Annotated in this window: 20 protein-coding genes and 1 pseudogene; 10 read left to right on the forward strand and 11 right to left on the reverse strand. The window is 68.2% G+C overall.

From position 1 onward, the window contains the following. From KBY78_RS07380 to KBY78_RS07395, 4 genes are all read left to right on the forward strand, one after another. Positions 1-1250 (forward strand): TldD/PmbA family protein (locus KBY78_RS07380; RefSeq protein WP_255143052.1); only part of this gene is annotated, 1250 nt, incomplete at its 5' end. A gap of 2 nt (positions 1251-1252) precedes the next feature. Continuing rightward, the gene (locus tag KBY78_RS07385) at positions 1253-2626 is read left to right on the forward strand and encodes a TldD/PmbA family protein (protein WP_255143053.1); all 1374 of its coding nucleotides are present in this window, start codon (positions 1253-1255) and stop codon (positions 2624-2626) included. Positions 2627-2649: 23 nt separating this feature from the next. Then, positions 2650-3690 carry a methionyl-tRNA formyltransferase gene (gene fmt, locus KBY78_RS07390; protein ID WP_255143055.1) on the forward strand — a complete coding sequence of 347 codons (1041 nt, stop codon included), beginning with the start codon at positions 2650-2652 and terminating at the stop codon, positions 3688-3690. 33 nt (positions 3691-3723) lie between these two features. Beyond that, positions 3724-3981, forward strand: coding sequence for a DUF2164 domain-containing protein (locus tag KBY78_RS07395; protein ID WP_255143056.1), 258 nt, complete (start codon positions 3724-3726; stop codon positions 3979-3981). A gap of 26 nt (positions 3982-4007) precedes the next feature. On the opposite strand, the gene KBY78_RS07400 is transcribed toward KBY78_RS07395, so the two are convergent. After that, positions 4008-5648 (reverse strand): AarF/ABC1/UbiB kinase family protein, encoded by a 1641-nt coding sequence (locus tag KBY78_RS07400; RefSeq protein WP_255143057.1) that lies wholly within the window; start codon positions 5646-5648, stop codon positions 4008-4010. Between the two features lie 222 nt (positions 5649-5870). Here KBY78_RS07400 and KBY78_RS07405 point away from each other — a divergent pair, with 222 nt between their 5' ends. Beyond that, complete coding sequence (locus tag KBY78_RS07405) at positions 5871-6470, forward strand: EF-hand domain-containing protein (RefSeq protein WP_255143058.1); 600 nt, start codon at positions 5871-5873, stop codon at positions 6468-6470. Here the strand turns inward: KBY78_RS07405 and KBY78_RS07410 are convergent. Beyond that, entirely contained in the window at positions 6405-7772 is a 1368-nt protein-coding gene (locus KBY78_RS07410) for a DEAD/DEAH box helicase (protein ID WP_255143059.1), read from the reverse strand. The genes KBY78_RS07405 and KBY78_RS07410 overlap by 66 nt on opposite strands. A gap of 160 nt (positions 7773-7932) precedes the next feature. Between KBY78_RS07410 and KBY78_RS07415 the strand changes: the two genes are divergently transcribed. Continuing rightward, a complete protein-coding gene (locus KBY78_RS07415; RefSeq protein WP_255143060.1) occupies positions 7933-8484 on the forward strand; it encodes a hypothetical protein in 552 nt (183 codons plus the stop codon). Positions 8485-8508: 24 nt separating this feature from the next. On the opposite strand, the gene KBY78_RS07420 is transcribed toward KBY78_RS07415, so the two are convergent. The 3 genes from KBY78_RS07420 to KBY78_RS07430 are packed head-to-tail and all read right to left on the reverse strand — an operon-like array spanning position 8509 to position 11365. After that, positions 8509-9921 (reverse strand): NAD(P)(+) transhydrogenase (Re/Si-specific) subunit beta, encoded by a 1413-nt coding sequence (locus KBY78_RS07420; protein ID WP_255143061.1) that lies wholly within the window; start codon positions 9919-9921, stop codon positions 8509-8511. Then, positions 9921-10217 carry an NAD(P) transhydrogenase subunit alpha gene (locus KBY78_RS07425; RefSeq protein WP_006170574.1) on the reverse strand — a complete coding sequence of 99 codons (297 nt, stop codon included), beginning with the start codon at positions 10215-10217 and terminating at the stop codon, positions 9921-9923. The genes KBY78_RS07420 and KBY78_RS07425 overlap by 1 nt, the downstream gene beginning before the upstream one ends. Beyond that, a complete protein-coding gene (locus KBY78_RS07430; RefSeq protein WP_255143062.1) occupies positions 10214-11365 on the reverse strand; it encodes an NAD(P) transhydrogenase subunit alpha in 1152 nt (383 codons plus the stop codon). The genes KBY78_RS07425 and KBY78_RS07430 overlap by 4 nt, the downstream gene beginning before the upstream one ends. Before the next feature lie 220 nt (positions 11366-11585). Between KBY78_RS07430 and KBY78_RS07435 the strand changes: the two genes are divergently transcribed. After that, on the forward strand, positions 11586-11867 hold the full coding sequence (locus KBY78_RS07435; RefSeq protein WP_037980199.1) for a 2Fe-2S iron-sulfur cluster-binding protein: 282 nt from the start codon (positions 11586-11588) through the stop codon (positions 11865-11867). 30 nt (positions 11868-11897) lie between these two features. Here KBY78_RS07435 and KBY78_RS07440 read toward each other — a convergent pair whose 3' ends face one another. The 4 genes from KBY78_RS07440 to KBY78_RS07455 all read right to left on the reverse strand — a co-directional run bounded on the left by KBY78_RS07440 (position 11898) and on the right by KBY78_RS07455 (position 15050). Beyond that, the gene (locus tag KBY78_RS07440; RefSeq protein WP_255143068.1) at positions 11898-13568 is read right to left on the reverse strand and encodes an NAD-dependent malic enzyme; all 1671 of its coding nucleotides are present in this window, start codon (positions 13566-13568) and stop codon (positions 11898-11900) included. A 61-nt stretch (positions 13569-13629) separates the two neighbouring features. Next, positions 13630-14022, reverse strand: coding sequence for an MAPEG family protein (locus tag KBY78_RS07445; RefSeq protein WP_255143063.1), 393 nt, complete (start codon positions 14020-14022; stop codon positions 13630-13632). A gap of 11 nt (positions 14023-14033) precedes the next feature. Then, entirely contained in the window at positions 14034-14225 is a 192-nt protein-coding gene (locus KBY78_RS07450) for a hypothetical protein (RefSeq protein ID WP_255143064.1), read from the reverse strand. A gap of 285 nt (positions 14226-14510) precedes the next feature. Next, positions 14511-15050 carry a hypothetical protein gene (locus tag KBY78_RS07455; RefSeq protein WP_255143065.1) on the reverse strand — a complete coding sequence of 180 codons (540 nt, stop codon included), beginning with the start codon at positions 15048-15050 and terminating at the stop codon, positions 14511-14513. A 192-nt stretch (positions 15051-15242) separates the two neighbouring features. On the opposite strand from KBY78_RS07455, the gene KBY78_RS07460 reads away from it, so the two are divergent. Next, on the forward strand, positions 15243-15755 hold the full coding sequence (locus KBY78_RS07460) for a L,D-transpeptidase family protein (RefSeq protein WP_255143066.1): 513 nt from the start codon (positions 15243-15245) through the stop codon (positions 15753-15755). Here the strand turns inward: KBY78_RS07460 and KBY78_RS07465 are convergent. Then, positions 15697-16632: a PfkB family carbohydrate kinase gene (locus KBY78_RS07465; RefSeq protein WP_255143067.1), complete on the reverse strand. Its 936-nt coding sequence runs from the start codon at positions 16630-16632 to the stop codon at positions 15697-15699. The two genes, KBY78_RS07460 and KBY78_RS07465, sit on opposite strands and share 59 nt — an antisense overlap. A 23-nt stretch (positions 16633-16655) precedes the next feature. On the opposite strand from KBY78_RS07465, the gene KBY78_RS07470 reads away from it, so the two are divergent. Further along, entirely contained in the window at positions 16656-16817 is a 162-nt protein-coding gene (locus KBY78_RS07470; protein WP_006170564.1) for a hypothetical protein, read from the forward strand. A gap of 20 nt (positions 16818-16837) precedes the next feature. Here the strand turns inward: KBY78_RS07470 and KBY78_RS07475 are convergent, their stop codons facing one another. Continuing rightward, complete coding sequence (locus KBY78_RS07475) at positions 16838-16993, reverse strand: hypothetical protein (RefSeq protein ID WP_006170563.1); 156 nt, start codon at positions 16991-16993, stop codon at positions 16838-16840. 82 nt (positions 16994-17075) lie between these two features. Here KBY78_RS07475 and KBY78_RS07480 point away from each other — a divergent pair. Continuing rightward, positions 17076-17256: pseudogene (locus KBY78_RS07480) on the forward strand (YqhA family protein); the annotation flags it as partial.

The raw sequence follows: 17256 nt of genomic DNA on the forward strand, positions 1-17256 counted from the left end.
CCTTCGGTCGTGGGGCTGGCCTGCGGGTATTCCTGGGGGAGCGTGATGGCTTCGTGTCCACCAACGCCCTGAGTGAGGCTGGCTTGCTGCAGGCCCTGGATCAGGCCCTGGGAATGCTGGGCCTCACGCGCAGCAACCTCGGCGCCCACAGCTTTGCAGGACTCGCTTCCCTAAACGATCACGGGGCCAGCAAAGAGGCCTGGCTGCAGCACTGCCCCGGTCTGGATGAATCCACGGCCCGGCTGCTGGAGGCCACGGCGCTGCTCGATCGCCACGGGGATCATCTCCAGGCTCGCCGCGGCAGCTACGCCCGCGACTGGCAGGAGGTGCTGGTGGCCGCCACGGATGGCACGTTCGCCCGTGACATCCGCCTGCACCAGTCGGTGGGGATCAATGCCCTGGCGGCCGACGGCGACCACCGCGCCAGCCTGGGGCGCCGCTACGGCAGCTCCGGCCGCCCCGATGACCTGCGCCAGTGGGATGCGGAAGCCTCGGCGATCGATCTCTGCAGCAGCGCCCGCTCGATGCTCTATGCCGACTACGTGGAGGCCGGTAACTATCCGGTGGTGCTGGCCAACCGTTTCGGAGGGGTGATCTTCCACGAAGCCTGCGGCCACCTGCTGGAAACCACCCAGGTGGAGCGGGGCACCACCCCCTTCGCCGACAAGGTGGGCGAGACGATCGCCCATGAGGCCGTCACCGCCGTGGATGAAGGACTCAGTGACGGCGCCTTCGGCAGCCTCTCCATGGATGACGAGGGCATGGAGCCCCGGCGCACGGTGCTGATCGAGAACGGTGTGCTGCAGCGCTTCATCTCCGACCGTGCCGGGGAACTGCGCACCGGCCACGCCCGCACGGGAAGCGGCCGCCGTCAGAGCCATTCCTTCGCCGCCGCCAGCCGCATGCGCAACACCTTCATCGCCGCCGGTCCCCACACCCCCGAGCAGCTGATCGGCTCGGTGGATCGGGGCCTGTACTGCAAGTCGATGGGCGGAGGCAGCGTGGGACCCACCGGTCAGTTCAACTTCGCCGTGGAGGAGGGCTATCTGATCGAGAACGGCCAGCTCACCAAACCCGTGAAAGGCGCCACTCTGATCGGGGAGGCCAAGGAGGTGATGCCGCGCATCTCGATGTGCGCCAATGATCTGGAGCTGGCCGCCGGCTTCTGCGGCTCGGTCAGCGGCAGCATCTTCGTGACCGTGGGCCAACCCCACATCAAGGTCGACACCATCACCGTGGGGGGCCGCTGATCATGGCCAGCTCCACCAGCCTTCACGCCAGCGATCTGGCCCAGCAGCTGCAGACCCTGGCCACGGAGCTGGGCGTGCGCCGCTGGGACCTGGGCGCCTCCTGCAGCACCGACACCTCGGTGCAGGTGGACCGGGGAGAAGCCAAGCAGCTCAAGGGCGCCCAGCGCAGCTCGATCACGGTGCGGGCCTGGAACGATGACGGGCTGGTGGGTATCACCAGCACCTCCGATCTCTCGCCTGCCGGCCTGGCCCGCGCCCTGTCCGGCGCCAGTGAGGCCAGCACCTACGGCAATCCCGACGACGCCCCCGGGTTCTCGCCCCTGGCCACCGCGCCCCTGGCCCAACTGGAGCAGCCCCTGAGTGACCCCAGGGGCATCCTCGAGCTGCTGGGCACCCTCAAGCAGGCCGAGGCCGAACTGCTCGGCCGCCACCCGGCGATCAGCACCGTTCCCTACAACGGTCTGGCCCAGCGCAGCAGCCAGCGGATCTACCTCAACAGCGAGGGCGCCTGCCGTGAGCAGCAGCTGAGCACCGCCAGTCTCTACCTCTACGCCCGCGCCGAGGAAGATGGCCGCAAGCCCCGCAGCAGCGGGGCCGTGCGCCTGGCCTACGGCGCCGAGCAACTGGATGTGGCCGGCTGCATCGAGGAAGCAGCTGAGCGCACGATCCAGCACCTCGACTACGCCCCGATCGCCACCGGCCGCTACACCTGTGTGTTCAGCCCGGAGGCCTTCCTTGATCTGATCGGCGCCTTCAGCAGCCTCTTCAATGCCCGTGCCGTGCTCGATGGGGTCAGCCTCAGCCAGCGTGAGTCGCTCGGCAGCCAGCTGGCGGTTCCCTTCCTCTCGATCCACGACAACGGCCTGCACCCCGGCAACATCGGTGCCGCCAGCTTCGATGGCGAGGGCACGCCGGTGGCGCGCCTGCCGCTGGTGGAGGGCGGCATCCTGCGCCACTTCCTGCACTCGGAAGCCACCGCCCGCGCCTTCGGCGTGGCCCCCACCGGCCACGCCGGCCTGGGGGCGAAGGTGTCGGTGGGGCCCCACTGGTTCGAGATCGGCCCGGCCGGCAGCTCCGATGAGCAGACCGGTGCCAGGGGTCTCGATCGCTTCAGCCAGGATGGGATCGTCTGGATCGATTCGCTCTCGGCGCTCCACGCCGGCGTGAAGTCGAGCCAGGGATCGTTCTCTCTGCCGTTCGATGGCTGGTTGATTCAGGGCGGTGAAGCCCGCTCGATCGAAGCCGCCACCGTGGCCGGCGACATCCGCGCCGTGCTCAAGGGCCTGGTGGGCTTCGAGGGCGAAGCGAAGGTCACCCCCGATGGCGTCTGCCCGCTGGTGTGGGTGGATGGGCTCTCGATCACGGGCGACGCCTGAGCCGGCAGAGGGAGAAACCGGCGATGAAGATCCTGTTCTGGGGCACCCCGGCCTACGCGGTGCCCAGCCTTGAGGCGCTGGTGGCGGCGGGCCATGAGCTGGTGGGGGTGGTGAGCCAGCCCGATCGTCGCCGCGGACGGGGTTCGGCCCTGGTGCCCTCAGCGGTGAAAGCCAAGGCGCTGGAGCTGGATCTGCCGGTGTTCACCCCCAGCCGCATCCGCCGTGAGCCGGAGCTGCAGGCGCAGCTGGCGGCGCTGGGGGCGGAGGCGTCGGTGGTGGTGGCCTTCGGGCAGCTGCTGCCGCCGGAGGTGCTGGCCCAGCCGCCGCTGGGCTGCTGGAACGGCCACGGTTCGCTGCTGCCCCGCTGGCGTGGTGCCGCCCCGATCCAGTGGTGCCTGATCGAAGGCGACGCAGAAACCGGCGTGGGGATCATGGCCATGGAGGAGGGCCTCGACACGGGACCGGTGCTGCTGGAGCGGCGCCTGTCGATCGGCCTGCTGGAGAACGCCAGCCAGCTGGGGGCGCGTCTGAGCCAGCTCAGCGCCGAGCTGCTGGTGGAGGCGATGCCCCTGATCGCAGCGGCAGGCTCCGGCCCTGAAGCCGAGCGCTGGCGGCGGCTGGGCCTCACACCCCAGGCCGAAGACGGCCTCTGCCACGCCCGGCTGCTGCAGAAGCAGGATGCCCAGATCGACTGGAGCGCTTCGGCGCTGGCGATTCACCGCCGCGTGATGGGTCTGCATCCCGGAGCCCAGAGCAGCTGGGGCCAACGGCGGCTGAAGCTGCTGGCCAGCGAACCCCTGGTGCAACGCCTGAGCGATCAGCTCACGCCCGCCGCCGCCCAGCTGGCGCAGCGCTGGGGCGAGCCTGAGTCGGCAGATCTGGCGGCTGCCCACGCCGCTGAGCCCGGCCAGGTGCTGGATCTGGTGCGCGGCGTGGGCCTGGTGGTGGCCACGGGCGGCTGCCCCGTGCTGATCAGCGAGGCCCAGCTGGAGGGCAAGCGTGCCGCTGCGGGTGAAGCCCTGATCCAGCAGCTGGGGGCGGAGGTGGGGGAGCGGCTGGGGTGATCATGGGCCCTGGCGAAACGAGCGATTCCAGCGATGGCCATCCAGCTCAGCAAGGAGGCGAAGAAGGAAGCCCTGGCCTCGATCATCCGCTTCTTTGCAGAACACAGAGATGAGGAGATCGGGCTGATTGCCGCCGGCGCGCTGCTGGAGTTCATCCTCAGCGACATCGCCCCAAGCGTTTACAACCAAGCCATCGCTGAGGCCCTTGAGCGCCTGAGAGGTCAGCTCGCTGAGCTGGGCATCGACCTGCACGAGGAGGAGTTTCCCAATCGGCTGATCCAGCCGGAGTAAGCCTGATCAACCGCAGCCATCGGGACTCAGCGGCGGCCGGAGCGCATCAGCGACACCACCAGCCACACCCCCAGCACGTTGGCCGCCACGAACAGGCCCTGGCTGACCTGGCGCAGCAGCTGCAATTCCGACTGGGTGGCCATCACCGTGGCACTGAGCAGGAGGGCCGCCACCAGGATCGAGAGGGCGATGCGTCGCGAGAGCACATCGAGGTTGGCCAGCAGCCGCTCCAGACCCTGCAGCTGGAAGGAGAACACCAGCTCATCGCCACTGAAGCGCTGCAGCAGCCCACTGAGCTGGCGCGGGGAGTCCAGCAGCAGGGCGCGCAGATCGAGGCCGAACTGCATCACCCGTTGCTGAGGCAGCAGCAGGGCGCGGGCCATCAGCCGACCCACCAGGGGCTTCATCGCCTCGGTGAAGCTGAACTCAGGCGCCAGGGCCCGGCCCACCCCCTCCAGGTTGCTGATCGCCTTCACGAACAGGCCGAGATTACCGGGCACCTGCAAGCCGGTGCGGCTGGCGATCTGGAGCAGATCCCCCAGGAAAAGGGCGAAGTTGAGCTGCTGTAGTGGCTTGGCGAAGTTGGCGCGGATCAGCTGATCGAGCTGCCGGCGCAGCCCACGGCGATCGACGGTACTGGTCTGCGGCGGCGCCAGCTGCACCAGCAGATCCGTGGCGCGGGCGGGGTCTTCATTGATGAGGGCCAGCACCAGATCCAACACCAGGGTGCGAGTGCGGGGATCAAAGCTGCCCACCATGCCCAGATCCAGGATGGTGATCGTGCCGTCGGCCGCCACCATCAGGTTGCCGGGGTGGGGATCGGCATCGAAGAAGCCCTCCACAAAGAACTGCTCCACGAAGGCGCCGAGCAAGGCATCGGTGGCCGCCTTGACACCACCGGAGCGCTGCTCCAGGGCGACCCTGGCCCCATCGCTGAGGATCGGATCACCCTCCAGCCACTCCAGCACCAGCACCGCTGGCCCGCTGAGCTCCTGGTACAGCTGGGGCACCCGCAGGCGGCCATCGCCCACGAAGCTGGAGCGCTTGAGCACCTGCGCCAGCCGCTCGGTGTTGCCGGCCTCGCGGCGGAAGTCAATCTCACCCTCGAGGGAGGCCACCAGTTGCTCCGCCAGGCCCGGCAGGTCGTAGCTCGACCCCAGGGGCGTCTGGGCGGCGAGGGCGGCGATCTGGCGCAGCAGCTGGCCGTCTTCCTCCACCTGGCGCTCGATGCCCGGGCGCAGCACTTTCACGGCTACGGCACGGCCATCGGCCAGCTGCGCCCGGTGCACCTGGCCGATGCTGCCCGCCGCCACCGGCGTGGTGTCAAATCGGGCGAACACCTCATCAGCCGGTCGCTGCCACTGCTCCAGCAGACGGGTCTCCACCTCGCTCCACGGGGCTGGTGGCACGGCGCTCTGAAGCCTGCCCAGGGCGCGGATGTAGCGATCAGGAAGGAGATCGGGGCGGGTGCTGAGCAGCTGGCCCACCTTCACGAACACCGGGCCCAGTTCGCTGAGCACGCGGCAGAGCACTTCCGGTGCCGGCAGGCTGGGCTGTGCGTCGGGCACGGAGCCGAGCCTGGCACTCAGCAGACCCAGCAGATAGTCCCACTGGTGCTGGGACACCACCCGCACAATTTCAAGCGCCCTGGAGGAACTGCTGAGCATTCGAGGCCTCAACCAACGCTGGGGGCCATGCTGACAACCGGGAAGGGAGGCTGCCGCTGGCCTGCTGCAATGAACTCTGCGAGACGTGAGCTGGGCGCCATTTTTTGGACAACTCCGGTCTCTGAAACCGTCAACTAACTCCGTACGGGACGGGAAGACCTGGCCGTTGCCTCCTGTGGGCGAACATGGGCAGGCCATCAACCATTGCATGGGCGAACTTTGATGGATAGTGATTCAATCCCCACCAATCTTGTCGAGCGCTTTCGCCGTCTATTTCGTTTCTACGATCGTGACGGCGACGGGATCCACACCCTGACAGGCGACTTCAAGCCTGTGGCCCAGAGGATCGTCCAGCGCTGGCAAGACCGCCCAACACCCTTCCCAGACCTCCTACAACTCCTACTCGATACCTACGGGCGGGAGAACTCCCGCCGCGACGCCAACCAGGATGGCTCAGTGAACCTGGAGGAATTTCTGTCTTCCCACGGCCGTGTCATCGCCGCCTACGCCACCAACCGCATTGGAGCACTCGGCTTCATCAAGGCAGCGGCCGGGGGCTTCTTCGACACACTCGATCTCGATGGAGATGGCGATCTCACAGCCGACGACCTGAGATCCTTTGCCGCCGCCTACGGCCACGGCGATGCTGGCATCGCCGCAAATCTGAACGAGATGCTCACTGAGCTGAAGCTGCCCCCGGATCGACTCCCACGCCATGCCTTCCTGCTGCTGGTGGAGCAGTACTGGTTCGATCCCTCAGAGCAGGCTCCCGGGCGGCGTCTCTTTGATGGCCTGGAACTGGGGGCTCTGAATCCGCCGTAGGACCGCAGATTGGTTTGATCGGCCCCGCCCCCGGGGCCTGCTTTCGCGCGAGATCGTCTGGCTGCGGGGGGAGCCGCTGCGGGGGCCGTTGCGGCGAGGTGCTGAGGCGCCAGGGCCACTGCGCTGGCCGCCGCCTCGGCGGCCGCCCTTGCCGCGACCACCGCTGAGATCCAGCGGTGGCGCCGAGTGGATCGTGGGCTCGAAGCCGGGGATCTCCGAGCGGGGCAGTGGGTTGCCGATCACCTTCTCGATCGCCCGCAGCAGTTCGTGTTCTTCGGCGGCCACCAGGGAAAGAGCATGGCCGCTCTGGCCGGCACGGCCGGTACGGCCGATGCGGTGCACGTAGTCCTCGGCGACGTTGGGCAGATCCAGGTTCACCACATGGGGCAGCTGCTCGATGTCGAGGCCGCGGGCGGCCAGGTCGGTGGCCACCAGCACCCGCAGTTCACCGCTCTTGAAGCTGGCCAGCGCCCGGGTGCGGGCCCCCTGGCTCTTGTTGCCGTGGATGGCCATGGCGGCCACACCCTCCTGGCTCAGACGCTCCGCCAGCCGGTTGGCGCCGTGCTTGGTGCGCGAGAACACCAGCACCTGCTGCCAGTCGTTGCTGCGGATCAGGTGGGAGAGCAGGTCGCCCTTGCGAGCCATGTCGCAGGGGTGCATCACCTGCTCCACCAGGGGCGCCGCCCGGTTCTCGGGTGTGGCCTGCAGCTGCAGGGGCTGATGCAGCAGCCCATGGGCCAGCTTGCGGATCGAAGGGTTGAAGGTGGCCGAAAATAGCAGGTTCTGACGCTTCGGCGGCAGCAGGGCCAGGATCTTCTGGATGTCACGGATGAAGCCCATGTCGAGCATGCGATCCGCCTCATCAAGCACCAGGATCTCGAGCCGGTCGAAGCGGATCGCGTTCTGCTGGTAGAGATCCATCAGGCGGCCGGGGGTGGCCACCAGCACGTCGGCGCCGCGTTGCAGCCGCTGCATCTGGGGATTGACCTTGACTCCGCCGAAGACCACGTCACCGCGCAGGTCGAGGAAGCGGCCATAGGCCTGGACGCTCTCCGCCACCTGGGCCGCCAGCTCCCGGGTGGGGGTGAGCACCAGGGAGCGCACCTGGTTGTTGCGGGCATGGGGCCCATGCCGCAGCCGCTCCAGCATCGGCAGGGTGAAACCGGCGGTCTTGCCGGTTCCTGTCTGGGCGGCGGCCATCACATCCCTGCCGCTGAGCACAGCCGGGATCGCCTGCACCTGGATCGGAGAGGGGCAGGTGTAGCCCTTGAGCGCGATCGCCTTGAGCAGTGGCTCGGACAACCCGAAGGAGGCGAAATCCTGGACCGGGCTTCCGGAAAGGGCTGGATCGGCCCCTGAAACGGGCGGGCTGATCTGCTCCTCTCCCGGAGCTGGGTGGGTCAGACGGGAAATCGGAGCAGGCCTCACAAGACACCTACCCTAAGAGAACGGGGCTGTGACGATGGGAACAGCGGCCAGGCCCTGGGATACATGTCTTGATGCGGCGATGATTCCCACCCTCTCCAGCCGTGGTCGTCCAGGCAGCCCTGAAGCGGCCTACTGGCGACGCCATCCACCCACCTCCTGGAAAGCCAGCCAGGCCCTGCTGCTGGAGGAGAGCATCGCTCAGCCGACGGGGCTGGCGGAAGCTGAGGAGGTTGCAGACACTCTCTCCAGCCTGGTTGTCACGGAGCCGTTCGCAGAGAGATCGGAGGTTCCCGCTGCGTTTCAGGCCGCCACTGATCAAGTTGCACCCGATCAAGGTGCACCTGCTCAGACCCCACAGGCAGCGATCCAGCAACCCCAGGCCGACGCAGCGTCCTGCGAGGGAGGCTGGCTGCCGCTGCTGGTGTGGGCTCTGGTGTTGCTGATCGATGGGGCCATGGCCCTCAAGGAGCTGGCCGGGCCATGGGTGGCGATCTGGCGTGAGAAAGCCCCCTGGAGCCGCCGAGAAGGACGGGCCCAGGGGGCCATCAGAGGGGGTTGGCCGGCGCCCATGGCCGGCCAGCACTGAGCGGCAAGGCTGCTTGCCTCTGGCTCAGCGAGCGCTGCCTGCTCCAGCAGGCACCTTGCCCACGCCCAGGGAACGCAGCTCCTGCAGGAGGGTCTGCAGCACCTGCTTGGCATCGCCGAACACCATCGAGGTCTGGGGCAGCTCGAAGAGATCGTTGCGGATGCCGGCGTAGCCCGAGCCCAGGCTGCGCTTGACCACGAACACCGTGCGCGCCTGATCCACCTCAAGTACGGGCATACCGTAAAGGGGGCTGGCCGGATCGTTCTTGGCGCGGGGATTGACCACGTCATTGGCCCCCAGCACGATCACCACATCGGTTCGCGGGAAGTCGGGGTTGATCGCATCCATCTCCACCAGCTGGTCGTAGGGCACATCGGCCTCCGCGAGAAGCACGTTCATGTGGCCGGGCATGCGGCCGGCCACCGGGTGGATGGCGTAGCGCACCTCGATGCCGTGCTGTTCCAGCAGGCGGGCGAGCTCCTTGAGACTGTGCTGGGCCTGGGCCACGGCCAGGCCATAGCCCGGCACGAAGATCACCCGCTCGGCCGCCTCCAGGGTGAGGGCACATTCCTCAGGGCTGCAGGACGTGACATTGGTGTACTCCTCACGGCCGCCGGCATCACCGGCCTCGCTCGATGCAGCCCCCAGGGCGCCGCCGAACAGCACCGAGGTGAGCGAGCGGTTCATGGCCGTGCACATCACCTGGGTGAGGATCAGACCGGCGGCGCCCACCATGGCTCCCGCCACGATCAGCAGCTCGCTGCCCACCACGAAACCGGCGGCAGCCGCGGCCACACCCGAATAGGAATTCAGCAGCGAAATCACCACCGGCATGTCGGCGCCACCCACAGGCAGGGTCAGGCCCACGCCCAGAAGGAGCGACAGCACGGTGAGAGGAACCAGCGCCACGGCCATGCCCTTGAGCACCAGCGCGCAGCAGACCAGGCAGGCCAGAGCCAGAATGATGTTCACGGCGTGGCGCTGGGGCCGCAGGGTCCAGGCGGGGGTCCCCAGCCACTCCTGCAACTTGCCCATCGCCACCAGCGAGCCGCTGAAGGTGATCGCGCCCACCAGCACCGAAACCAGCACCGACACCTGGCCCACGAGGTTCAGCGGCGTGGGCAGCTGCACCGCACCGATCGCCACCAGCAGCGACGACATGCCGCCGCAGCCGTTGAAGAGCGCCACCGTTTCGGGCATTGACGTCATGGCCACCCGCAGGGCGAGCACAGCCCCGAGGCCACCACCGATGCCCAGGCCCAGGAGCATCCAGGGCCAGCCACCCAGTCCCTGCTGCAGAAGCAGGCCCACCACCGCCAGGCCGAGCGCCAGGGCGGCGAGGCCATTGGCACTGCGGGCGGTGCGAATCTTGGCCAGGCCCTTGAGCCCGAAGGCCAGCAGCAGCACCGAGCCCAGTTCGATCGAGAGTTCAACCATCAGTTCGCCTCCCTGCGGCGGAACATCGCCAGCATCCGATCCGTCACGAGAAATCCACCCACCACGTTGAAGAGGGCAAAGCCCAGGGCGACGGCACCGATCAGCTTCAGGGCTGGGGTCGGGGCCTGACCGATCAGGGCCAGGGCCGCCAGCAAGGTGATGCCGCTGATGGCATTGGCTCCTGACATCAACGGGGTGTGCAGGGTGGGAGGCACCTTGCCGATCAGTTCCAGCCCCAGCAGGCTGCCGAGCACGAGCACCCAGAGGGCGGCGGTGCCACTGAGATGACTGCTCATGCCGCCACCTCCTTGAGGCTGGTCCACAGTTCGGGGCGGCGACAGCCGCCCTGGTGGGAAATCAGGCAGGGGTCGAGCAAAGGATCCTCGGGATTGAGTTGCAGGCCGTCGTCAGAGAACAGGGGCTCGAGGAAGGCGGCCAGGTTGCGCGCATAGAGGGCGCTGGCGTGGTGGGGCACCGAAGCCGGCAGGTTGGAGGAGCCGATGATGCGCACCCCGCCGATCTCCACGGTGCGATCGGGCTGGCTGCCCGCGCAGTTGCCGCCGGTCGACACCGCCAGATCGACCACCACCGAGCCGGGCCGCAGCGCCTTGAGCATCTCCTCGGTGATCAGCAGCGGCGCAGGTCGTCCTGGCACCTGGGCGGTGGTGATCACCGCGTCGGCTTCCGCCAGGTGGTTGGTGAGCTGCTGGCGCTGGGCCTCCAGGAAGGCGGCGCCGGCCTCGCGGGCATAGCCACCGGTTTCACCCGGCGCCTCACGGCTGGGGGGATCGATGAAGCGCGCGCCCAGGGATTCCACCTGTTCCTTGGCGGCCGGCCGCACATCACTCACCTTCACCACCGCGCCGAGGCGGCGGGCCGTGGCCACCGCCTGCAGACCAGCCACGCCGGCTCCGAGCACCAGCACCTTGGCGGGCTGCACGGTGCCAGCGGCGGTCATCAGCATCGGGAAGAAGCGATCCAGTTCGGCGGCCGCCAGCAGCACGGCCTTGTAGCCGGCGATGTTGGCCTGGGAGGAGAGCACATCCATCGACTGGGCCCGGCTGATGCGAGGCAGCAGCTCCAGGGCCAGGGTCGAGAGGCCACGGCTGCTCAGCCGCTCGATCAGGGCCCGGTTCAGATAAGGATCGAGCAAACCCACCAGCAGGGAGCCGGAAGCCAGCCGCTCGAGCCCGCCGCTGCCGCCGTCGCTGTCCTGGACCGGCGGTTGCACGCAGATCACGAGCTCAGCCGCGCTCCAGGTGTCTGGGCAGCCCTTGGCCACGATCGAGGCGCCGGCTTCGATGAAGGCCTCATCGCTGAATCCGGCCTCCAGGCCCGCGCCCGATTCGATGAACACCTCGGAGTTCTTCGCCACGAGCCGGCGCACCGTTTCTGGTGTGGCGGCGACACGCCGCTCGCCCTCCCGGCTTTCCGCAGGAACCAAGACCCTGACCACAGACGACTCCAGCGGCTCTCACACTCTCTATTGATGGTCAGGGCGCTGGAGGGACGCAAGTCAGCAGTGAACGTTGTGTTCAAGCCACCACACAGGCACTGGTTCCGCCCTGTCTGCCGCGGCGATGGCGGCCCACTGTCACGAGGGCTACCCCAAAGCGGTCATGCGTTGCCTAGCAAGTGTGGGCAACTCTGAGCTGTTCCCAGCCATGGCCTCCTTCACGATCACCCTGGAAGACGGCAAGTCGTTCAGTTGCCCTGACGACCAGTACATCCTTGATGCCGCCGAGGAGCAGGGCATCGACCTGCCCTACTCCTGCCGCGCCGGGGCCTGCAGCACCTGCGCCGGCAAGATCCTCTCCGGCAGCGTTGACCAGTCGGATCAGAGCTTCCTCGACGACGATCAGATCGGCGAAGGCTTCGCCCTGCTTTGCGTCAGCTACCCACTCGCCGACTGCACGATCAAGCCCAACGTCGAAGACGACCTCTGAAGCCGGCGCGGAGGCACGGCCTCCAGGCCTTCAGATCGCCTCCAGCTCCCGGTAGGCCGCCGTCCAGGTGGCCTGATCGAGCCGCTCGATCGCCTCCTCGGCGCTGGCGGCTCGGCTGGCGAGGCCTTCGTGCACCGCCGCCAGTGCCACTGCTTCCTCCACTGCCCGCGACACCGCCTGCACCTGGGTGAGTTCGGGCATCAAGGGGGCTTCTGGATCCCGGAAGGCCGGAATGCGGTCGGCCAGGGCATCGAGTCCGGCATCGATCATTCCCTCACTCACCTGGGTGGCGCCCACCGCCACGCTGGCGAAGCCCAGGCCGGGGAAAAGGAAACAGTTGTTGCACTGCCCGATCCGGCGCAGGCTGCCCTGCCAGCTCACCGGCTCGAACGGGCTGCCACTGGCCACGAGGGCCCGTCCCCCTGTCCAGGCGTAGAGATCAGCGGGGGTCGCTTCCGCCAGGCGTGTGGGATTGGAGAGGGGCAGGATGATCGGCCGCTCCACAGCCGAAGCCATCGTGTCCACCACCTCGCGGCTGAAGGCCCCGGCCACGGTGGAGGTGCCGATCAGCACGGTGGGTTGAATCGCCCGCACCACCTCCAGCAGGCCGATCCGGCCCTGCGTGTCGTGCTCGAACAGCGAACGCTCGGAGGGATCCCTGGCCAGCGCCAGGGCCATGGGGGAAAGGCCGGGCTGATCAGCCAGCACCAGACCCTCCCGGTCGATCGCCCAGATGCGGCGTCGCGCCTCCGGCTCACTCAAGCCTGCCCTGGTGAGCAGGCGCACCAGCCCCTCGGCGATGCCACAACCGGCAGTGCCAGCCCCGAACACCACGATGCGGTGGTCCTCCAGAGGCAGGCCGGCGCCGTGGGAGGCCGCTTTCACCACCGCGCAGGCCACCCCGCGGGTGCCCTGGATGTCGTCGTTGAAGCTGGGCAATTGCAGTCGGTACCGCTCCAGCAGCTGGTGGGCATGGCCGGTGCCGAAGTCTTCCCAGTGCAGCAGCGCACCAGGGAACTGGCGCTGCAGGGCCTCCACGCTGCGGGCCAGGAAGCGGTCGTAGTCGAGACCATCCAGGCGCGGGTGGCGCCAGCCGGGATAGAGGGGGTTCTCCAGCAGCTCGACGCGATCGGTGCCCACATCCAGCACCAGGGGCAGCACCCGGGCGGGATCCAGCCCGGCGCAGAGCGTGTACACCGCCAGCTTGCCCAGGCAGATCTCGATGCCGCCGATGCCCTGATCGCCGATGCCGAGAATTCCCTGCGAATCAGTGATCAGAATCAGATCCACCGGCCCGGTCGCCGCCTGGCTCAAGACCGACTCGATCCGCTCCAGATCGGGCGCCGCCAGAAACACACCGCCGGAGGGCGTGCGGTAATCGAGGCTGAAGCGCTGGATCGCCGCCCCCACGGTGGGGGTGTACACGATCGGCATCACCGCCTCGATGTGATCCGCCAGGAAGCGATGGAAGAGGGTGAGATTCGCCTGGCGCAGGGCCACCGCGAAGCGGAACCTCTCCAGGTCGTTCCCCAGGCTGAGGAAGGCCTGCCAGTGCCTCTCCACCTGGGTCTCCAGGCTCTCCACGGCGTGGGGCAGCAGGCCTTCGAGCCCGAACGCCCGGCGTTCCTGGCGGCTGAAGGCCGTCCCCTTGTTCAGGCAGGGATCGGCGAGAAGATCGCGGCCCCGCAGGCGGGGGCTCAGGGAAGACGGTGGGCGGGGCCGGAGGGTTCAGCAACCTGGCAGCGGAGCGGAGGCCAGGGGGTCAGAGGAGGGGCATCACGCAGCCCACCAGGGCCATCACCAGCAGCACTGTCGAAGCGAGGAAGCTGATGGCGAATCCCGCCCCCCGCTGCTCCGGAGCCCGCAGATAGCCCACGGCATAGAGCACACGACCCAGCACCCAGATCGCCCCCAGCACCGAGGCCGCAGTGGCGTTGGAGACCAGGACCGCCAACCAGAAAGCCGGCAGGAACACCACCAGCTGCTCCAGGGTGTTCTGCTGCACCCGCACGGCCCGCTCAAAGGCCGGCGGTCCGGTCATCAGCGGTGGCTTCACCCCATCGCGCAGCCGCGCACGGCCCACCTGCATGGCAGTGGCCTGAAAGGTGATCACGGCCAGCAGGGTGATGAGCCCGGGAAGGGGGGCAATGGTCATGGAGCTCAAATTCAGCCCAGCGACCCACCATGACCCATGGCGGCCACTCCAGCCAGGACAGCCACCATCACCACCATGGCGATGACGGCCCAGGAGACATGGCTGCGGGCTTCCATCACAGGTTCGCTGCCCTGGATCGGCATTTCCTGGGCATAGAGATTGTCGTGGTTTTCAAGATCGTGGGTATGCATGAGGGGGTCCATCAGCTCCCTCCAGCGTGGCCGCTGCTGACGGGCCTTGCCTCTGAACGCCAGCACTTGTGACAGAGCTTTGCCGATAGTGATCGCCGCGCCGGGCGTGGCCTCAGCGCAAGGTGCTGATCAGCCCTCGACGCCGCAGTTCCCTGGCGAATTCACTGGAGAGCCGGTCTCTCGCCAGAACGGCACGCCAGCGGCCGTACCAGTCGAGGCAACGGAACAGCACCCAGGTGAGGAACAGAACCTGCAGGAAGGGTTTCAGGGTCGAGGAGGCCGGGCTCTGATTCGAATTTAGGCAGACCCATGGGCCCTGTCATCAGCCGGATCGAGGGTCCAGAGCGCCAGACCGCCACCACGGCCCCGGGCCGCCAACCAGCCCTGGTTCACACCGCCGCCGATCAGGGCGAAGAAAGGGAGCCCACCGGCCCGTTGCTGATCAAATGGAAGCTGCTGGGGCAGAGCACGATCGAGGGCCCGCCAGGGGCCCAGCGCCAGACGCAGACGCTCGAAGCGGAACAGCAGCAGGGGCCGCTTGCCCTCCAGCCGAGCCTGGCCGGCAAAGGTGAGCTCAACGCCCCCCAGCTGAACGCTGTTGCGGATCGCCAGCTCCTCGCCGGGGCCGGGGGCTTCGATCACCAGCCTTGCCCCGAAGGCCCGCAGGAGCCCGCTGGCCAGATACGCCGGCCGCTGGGATCCCCTCGGCCAGGTGCGCTGCAGACGCCAGCTGCCGATCAGCTGGGCGGCCTCAACGGCACCTCCCTGTCTGCGACTGATCGCCTCCATCCTCAGCAGATCCGCCGCGTCAGGAGTGCCAGCGAGTGTCGGGTCCATGCGTTGGTGTCGTGTGGGGGCTCAGGCGGAACCCAGCCTGGCCGAGATCTCCATCGGCCTGCGCAGGGCCTGGGGTCAGTTCCGGTCCAGGCCCCATTGCCGGAGCTGGCAAGCCCGCTATTACCAGCCCCCTGCAAGGGAACGATGGGGAGGCGAATCAGAGCTGAAACAGGCCTTTGGCACCCAGGGCCCTTGGCCCGGGCTTGTGCCCGTACCTTCGCCGCGGCGATCACGTTGATGGCCGTGGAGGGCGCCATCGCCCAGACCGGCAGCGTCCTGAGCCTCAGGCGCAGCTCACGCACCCTGCCCGCCACCGGAGATCCCGTCTGGCAGCTGCAGCTGACGGTTCCCGGCCAGAAGACCCACAGCTTCGAGGCCGTGGTGGGTCGGGCCTCGCGTCAGCAGGCCGACCGTCACCGACTGGGCAGCCAGGCGCCCCTGCCGGCGGGGAGTTACCGGCTCACCGACATCAGTGAGATCAGGCCGGAGGATCCCGTGGAACTGGGCCGGGTGCTCTGGATCGGGCTGGAGCCCCAGTTCCCCACGGCGCGCCGCGCCCTGGGCATCCATCACGATCCCAGTGCCGGCATGGGCCCCGAAAGTGGCACCGATGGCTGCATCGGCCTGATCCGCGGCAGCGACCTGCTCAGCCTTGCGGCGCTGCTGGAGCAGAGCGGCACCCACGATCTGGTGGTGATCCAGTGAGGGGCGCGCGCCACTGGGAGGCATAGGCCCCGCGGCCATCGAGGGCGGCGGCTCCGCAGCGGCAAGCCAGCGCCAGGGCGCTTGAGCGCTCCCAGCCGGCTGCCAGGCCCGCCGTGAGCCCCGCGGCAAAACTGTCGCCGGCGCCATAGGCATCCACCGGGGGATGGCTGCGTTCGATCGCGCTGAAGCGACCTCCAGGCACGGTGAAGCCCCCTTGCTCGGCTTCGGTGCCTACAAAAAGGTGAGGAGCGGGGCAGAGATCGCCGGCCCTGTAGCGCTCGCCGGGATCCCGGGCACTGCCGATCAGCGCGTCGAGCTCCACGGCAGCCGCCTGAAGCACCGGCAGGCGCACCCGGGGGGTGGCCGCCAGCAGCCGCGCCCGGCGGGCCAGCCGCAGGGCGGCCGGATCGGCGGCGGTCACGAACACACCGTCGCAGGCAGCCAGCTCCGCCCAGGGCAGGGGATCGCTGGCGGCGGGCGCGAGCCGCTCGCCGATCACGGTGATGGTGCGCTCCCCGCTGGCCTCCACAAAGGTGATCGCCCGGCGGGTGGGAGCCTCGCGCCAGGCCACATGCAGCTCCAGTCCCATGGCCCGCAGCTCAGCGGCAGCCCGCTCGCCAAGGGCATCGCGGCCCAGGGCCGTGAAGAAGGCCACCGGTTGGTTCGTGAGCCTGGCGAACTGGGCGGCCACCACAGCACCGCCACCGGCAGGTTGCTCCAGTGTTTCGAGCGCGTGCTGGATCTGACCGGCCGACGGCAGGTGCTCCACCACCACGAAGCTGACCCACTCCACGTGGCCGACGACCGCCAGACGCAGCGACGGCAGCGGCGGCAAGGGCGGCAGGCCCGGCTGCTCGGCTGGGGCGGCAAGTGACATCCAGGCTCAGCGGGTGCTCCAGGATGGCTGCTCACCACGGCTTCGCCGCTGCCATGGCCCCCAAGGAACGGTCCGCCACCACCGTGAAACTTCAGATCGCCGGTGCGGTGTTTCTGCCACTGCTGCTACTGGGGTTATGGCTGAATTCGCTTGGTTTCTTCAGCTCACCGCTGCCGGGAGGCTGACGAGCCGGGCCTGATCTCCCTCAGCTCGCTTGATCAGTCGCCTCCAGGGAGGCGAGATAGCGCTTGCGTTGACCCGACGCCCCGGGCTCCTCGCGGCGGCTGGGCCGTGTGCTGCCCAGTTGGCTGGAGTCCTGAGGGAGATGGCTGAGCTCGGGGATGGGCTGAGATTTGGGCATGGCCGAATCGTAGGGGGACTGGCAGTACAGACCAAGGCAGATGTTCCCCGTAAGTTCTGCTCCTGACCGTTGCCATCACGCCGTGAGCACATCCCGCAAGGGTTCCATCAAGCGCTGGGAGCAGCGGTTCGAGCGACTGCTCTGGAAGCTTCGCCGGGTGGCGATCCTGCCGGTGATCATGAGCCTCGTGAGCACGGTGGTCACCTTCACACTGGGGACGATGGAGATCGCCGGCTCCATCCTGGAGCTGCTGGCGGGCAGCA

Source organism: Synechococcus sp. EJ6-Ellesmere, assembly GCF_024345875.1.
Classification (GTDB): Bacteria; Cyanobacteriota; Cyanobacteriia; order PCC-6307; family Cyanobiaceae; genus Regnicoccus_A; species Regnicoccus_A antarcticus.

Excerpts from the sequence above, each read along its gene's own strand:
- KBY78_RS07385 (WP_255143053.1), top strand. The coding sequence starts at position 1,253 with ATGGCCAGCTCCACCAGCCTTCACGCCAGCGATCTGGCCCAGCAGCTG.
- fmt (WP_255143055.1), top strand. The coding sequence starts at position 2,650 with ATGAAGATCCTGTTCTGGGGCACCCCGGCCTACGCGGTGCCCAGCCTT.
- KBY78_RS07395 (WP_255143056.1), top strand. The coding sequence starts at position 3,724 with ATGGCCATCCAGCTCAGCAAGGAGGCGAAGAAGGAAGCCCTGGCCTCG.
- KBY78_RS07400 (WP_255143057.1), bottom strand. The coding sequence starts at position 5,648 with ATGCTCAGCAGTTCCTCCAGGGCGCTTGAAATTGTGCGGGTGGTGTCC.
- KBY78_RS07405 (WP_255143058.1), top strand. The coding sequence starts at position 5,871 with ATGGATAGTGATTCAATCCCCACCAATCTTGTCGAGCGCTTTCGCCGT.
- KBY78_RS07415 (WP_255143060.1), top strand. The coding sequence starts at position 7,933 with ATGGGAACAGCGGCCAGGCCCTGGGATACATGTCTTGATGCGGCGATG.
- KBY78_RS07420 (WP_255143061.1), bottom strand. The coding sequence starts at position 9,921 with ATGGTTGAACTCTCGATCGAACTGGGCTCGGTGCTGCTGCTGGCCTTC.
- KBY78_RS07425 (WP_006170574.1), bottom strand. The coding sequence starts at position 10,217 with ATGAGCAGTCATCTCAGTGGCACCGCCGCCCTCTGGGTGCTCGTGCTC.
- KBY78_RS07435 (WP_037980199.1), top strand. The coding sequence starts at position 11,586 with ATGGCCTCCTTCACGATCACCCTGGAAGACGGCAAGTCGTTCAGTTGC.
- KBY78_RS07445 (WP_255143063.1), bottom strand. The coding sequence starts at position 14,022 with ATGACCATTGCCCCCCTTCCCGGGCTCATCACCCTGCTGGCCGTGATC.
- KBY78_RS07450 (WP_255143064.1), bottom strand. The coding sequence starts at position 14,225 with ATGGACCCCCTCATGCATACCCACGATCTTGAAAACCACGACAATCTC.
- KBY78_RS07455 (WP_255143065.1), bottom strand. The coding sequence starts at position 15,050 with ATGGACCCGACACTCGCTGGCACTCCTGACGCGGCGGATCTGCTGAGG.
- KBY78_RS07465 (WP_255143067.1), bottom strand. The coding sequence starts at position 16,632 with ATGTCACTTGCCGCCCCAGCCGAGCAGCCGGGCCTGCCGCCCTTGCCG.
- KBY78_RS07470 (WP_006170564.1), top strand. The coding sequence starts at position 16,656 with ATGGCTGCTCACCACGGCTTCGCCGCTGCCATGGCCCCCAAGGAACGG.
- KBY78_RS07475 (WP_006170563.1), bottom strand. The coding sequence starts at position 16,993 with ATGCCCAAATCTCAGCCCATCCCCGAGCTCAGCCATCTCCCTCAGGAC.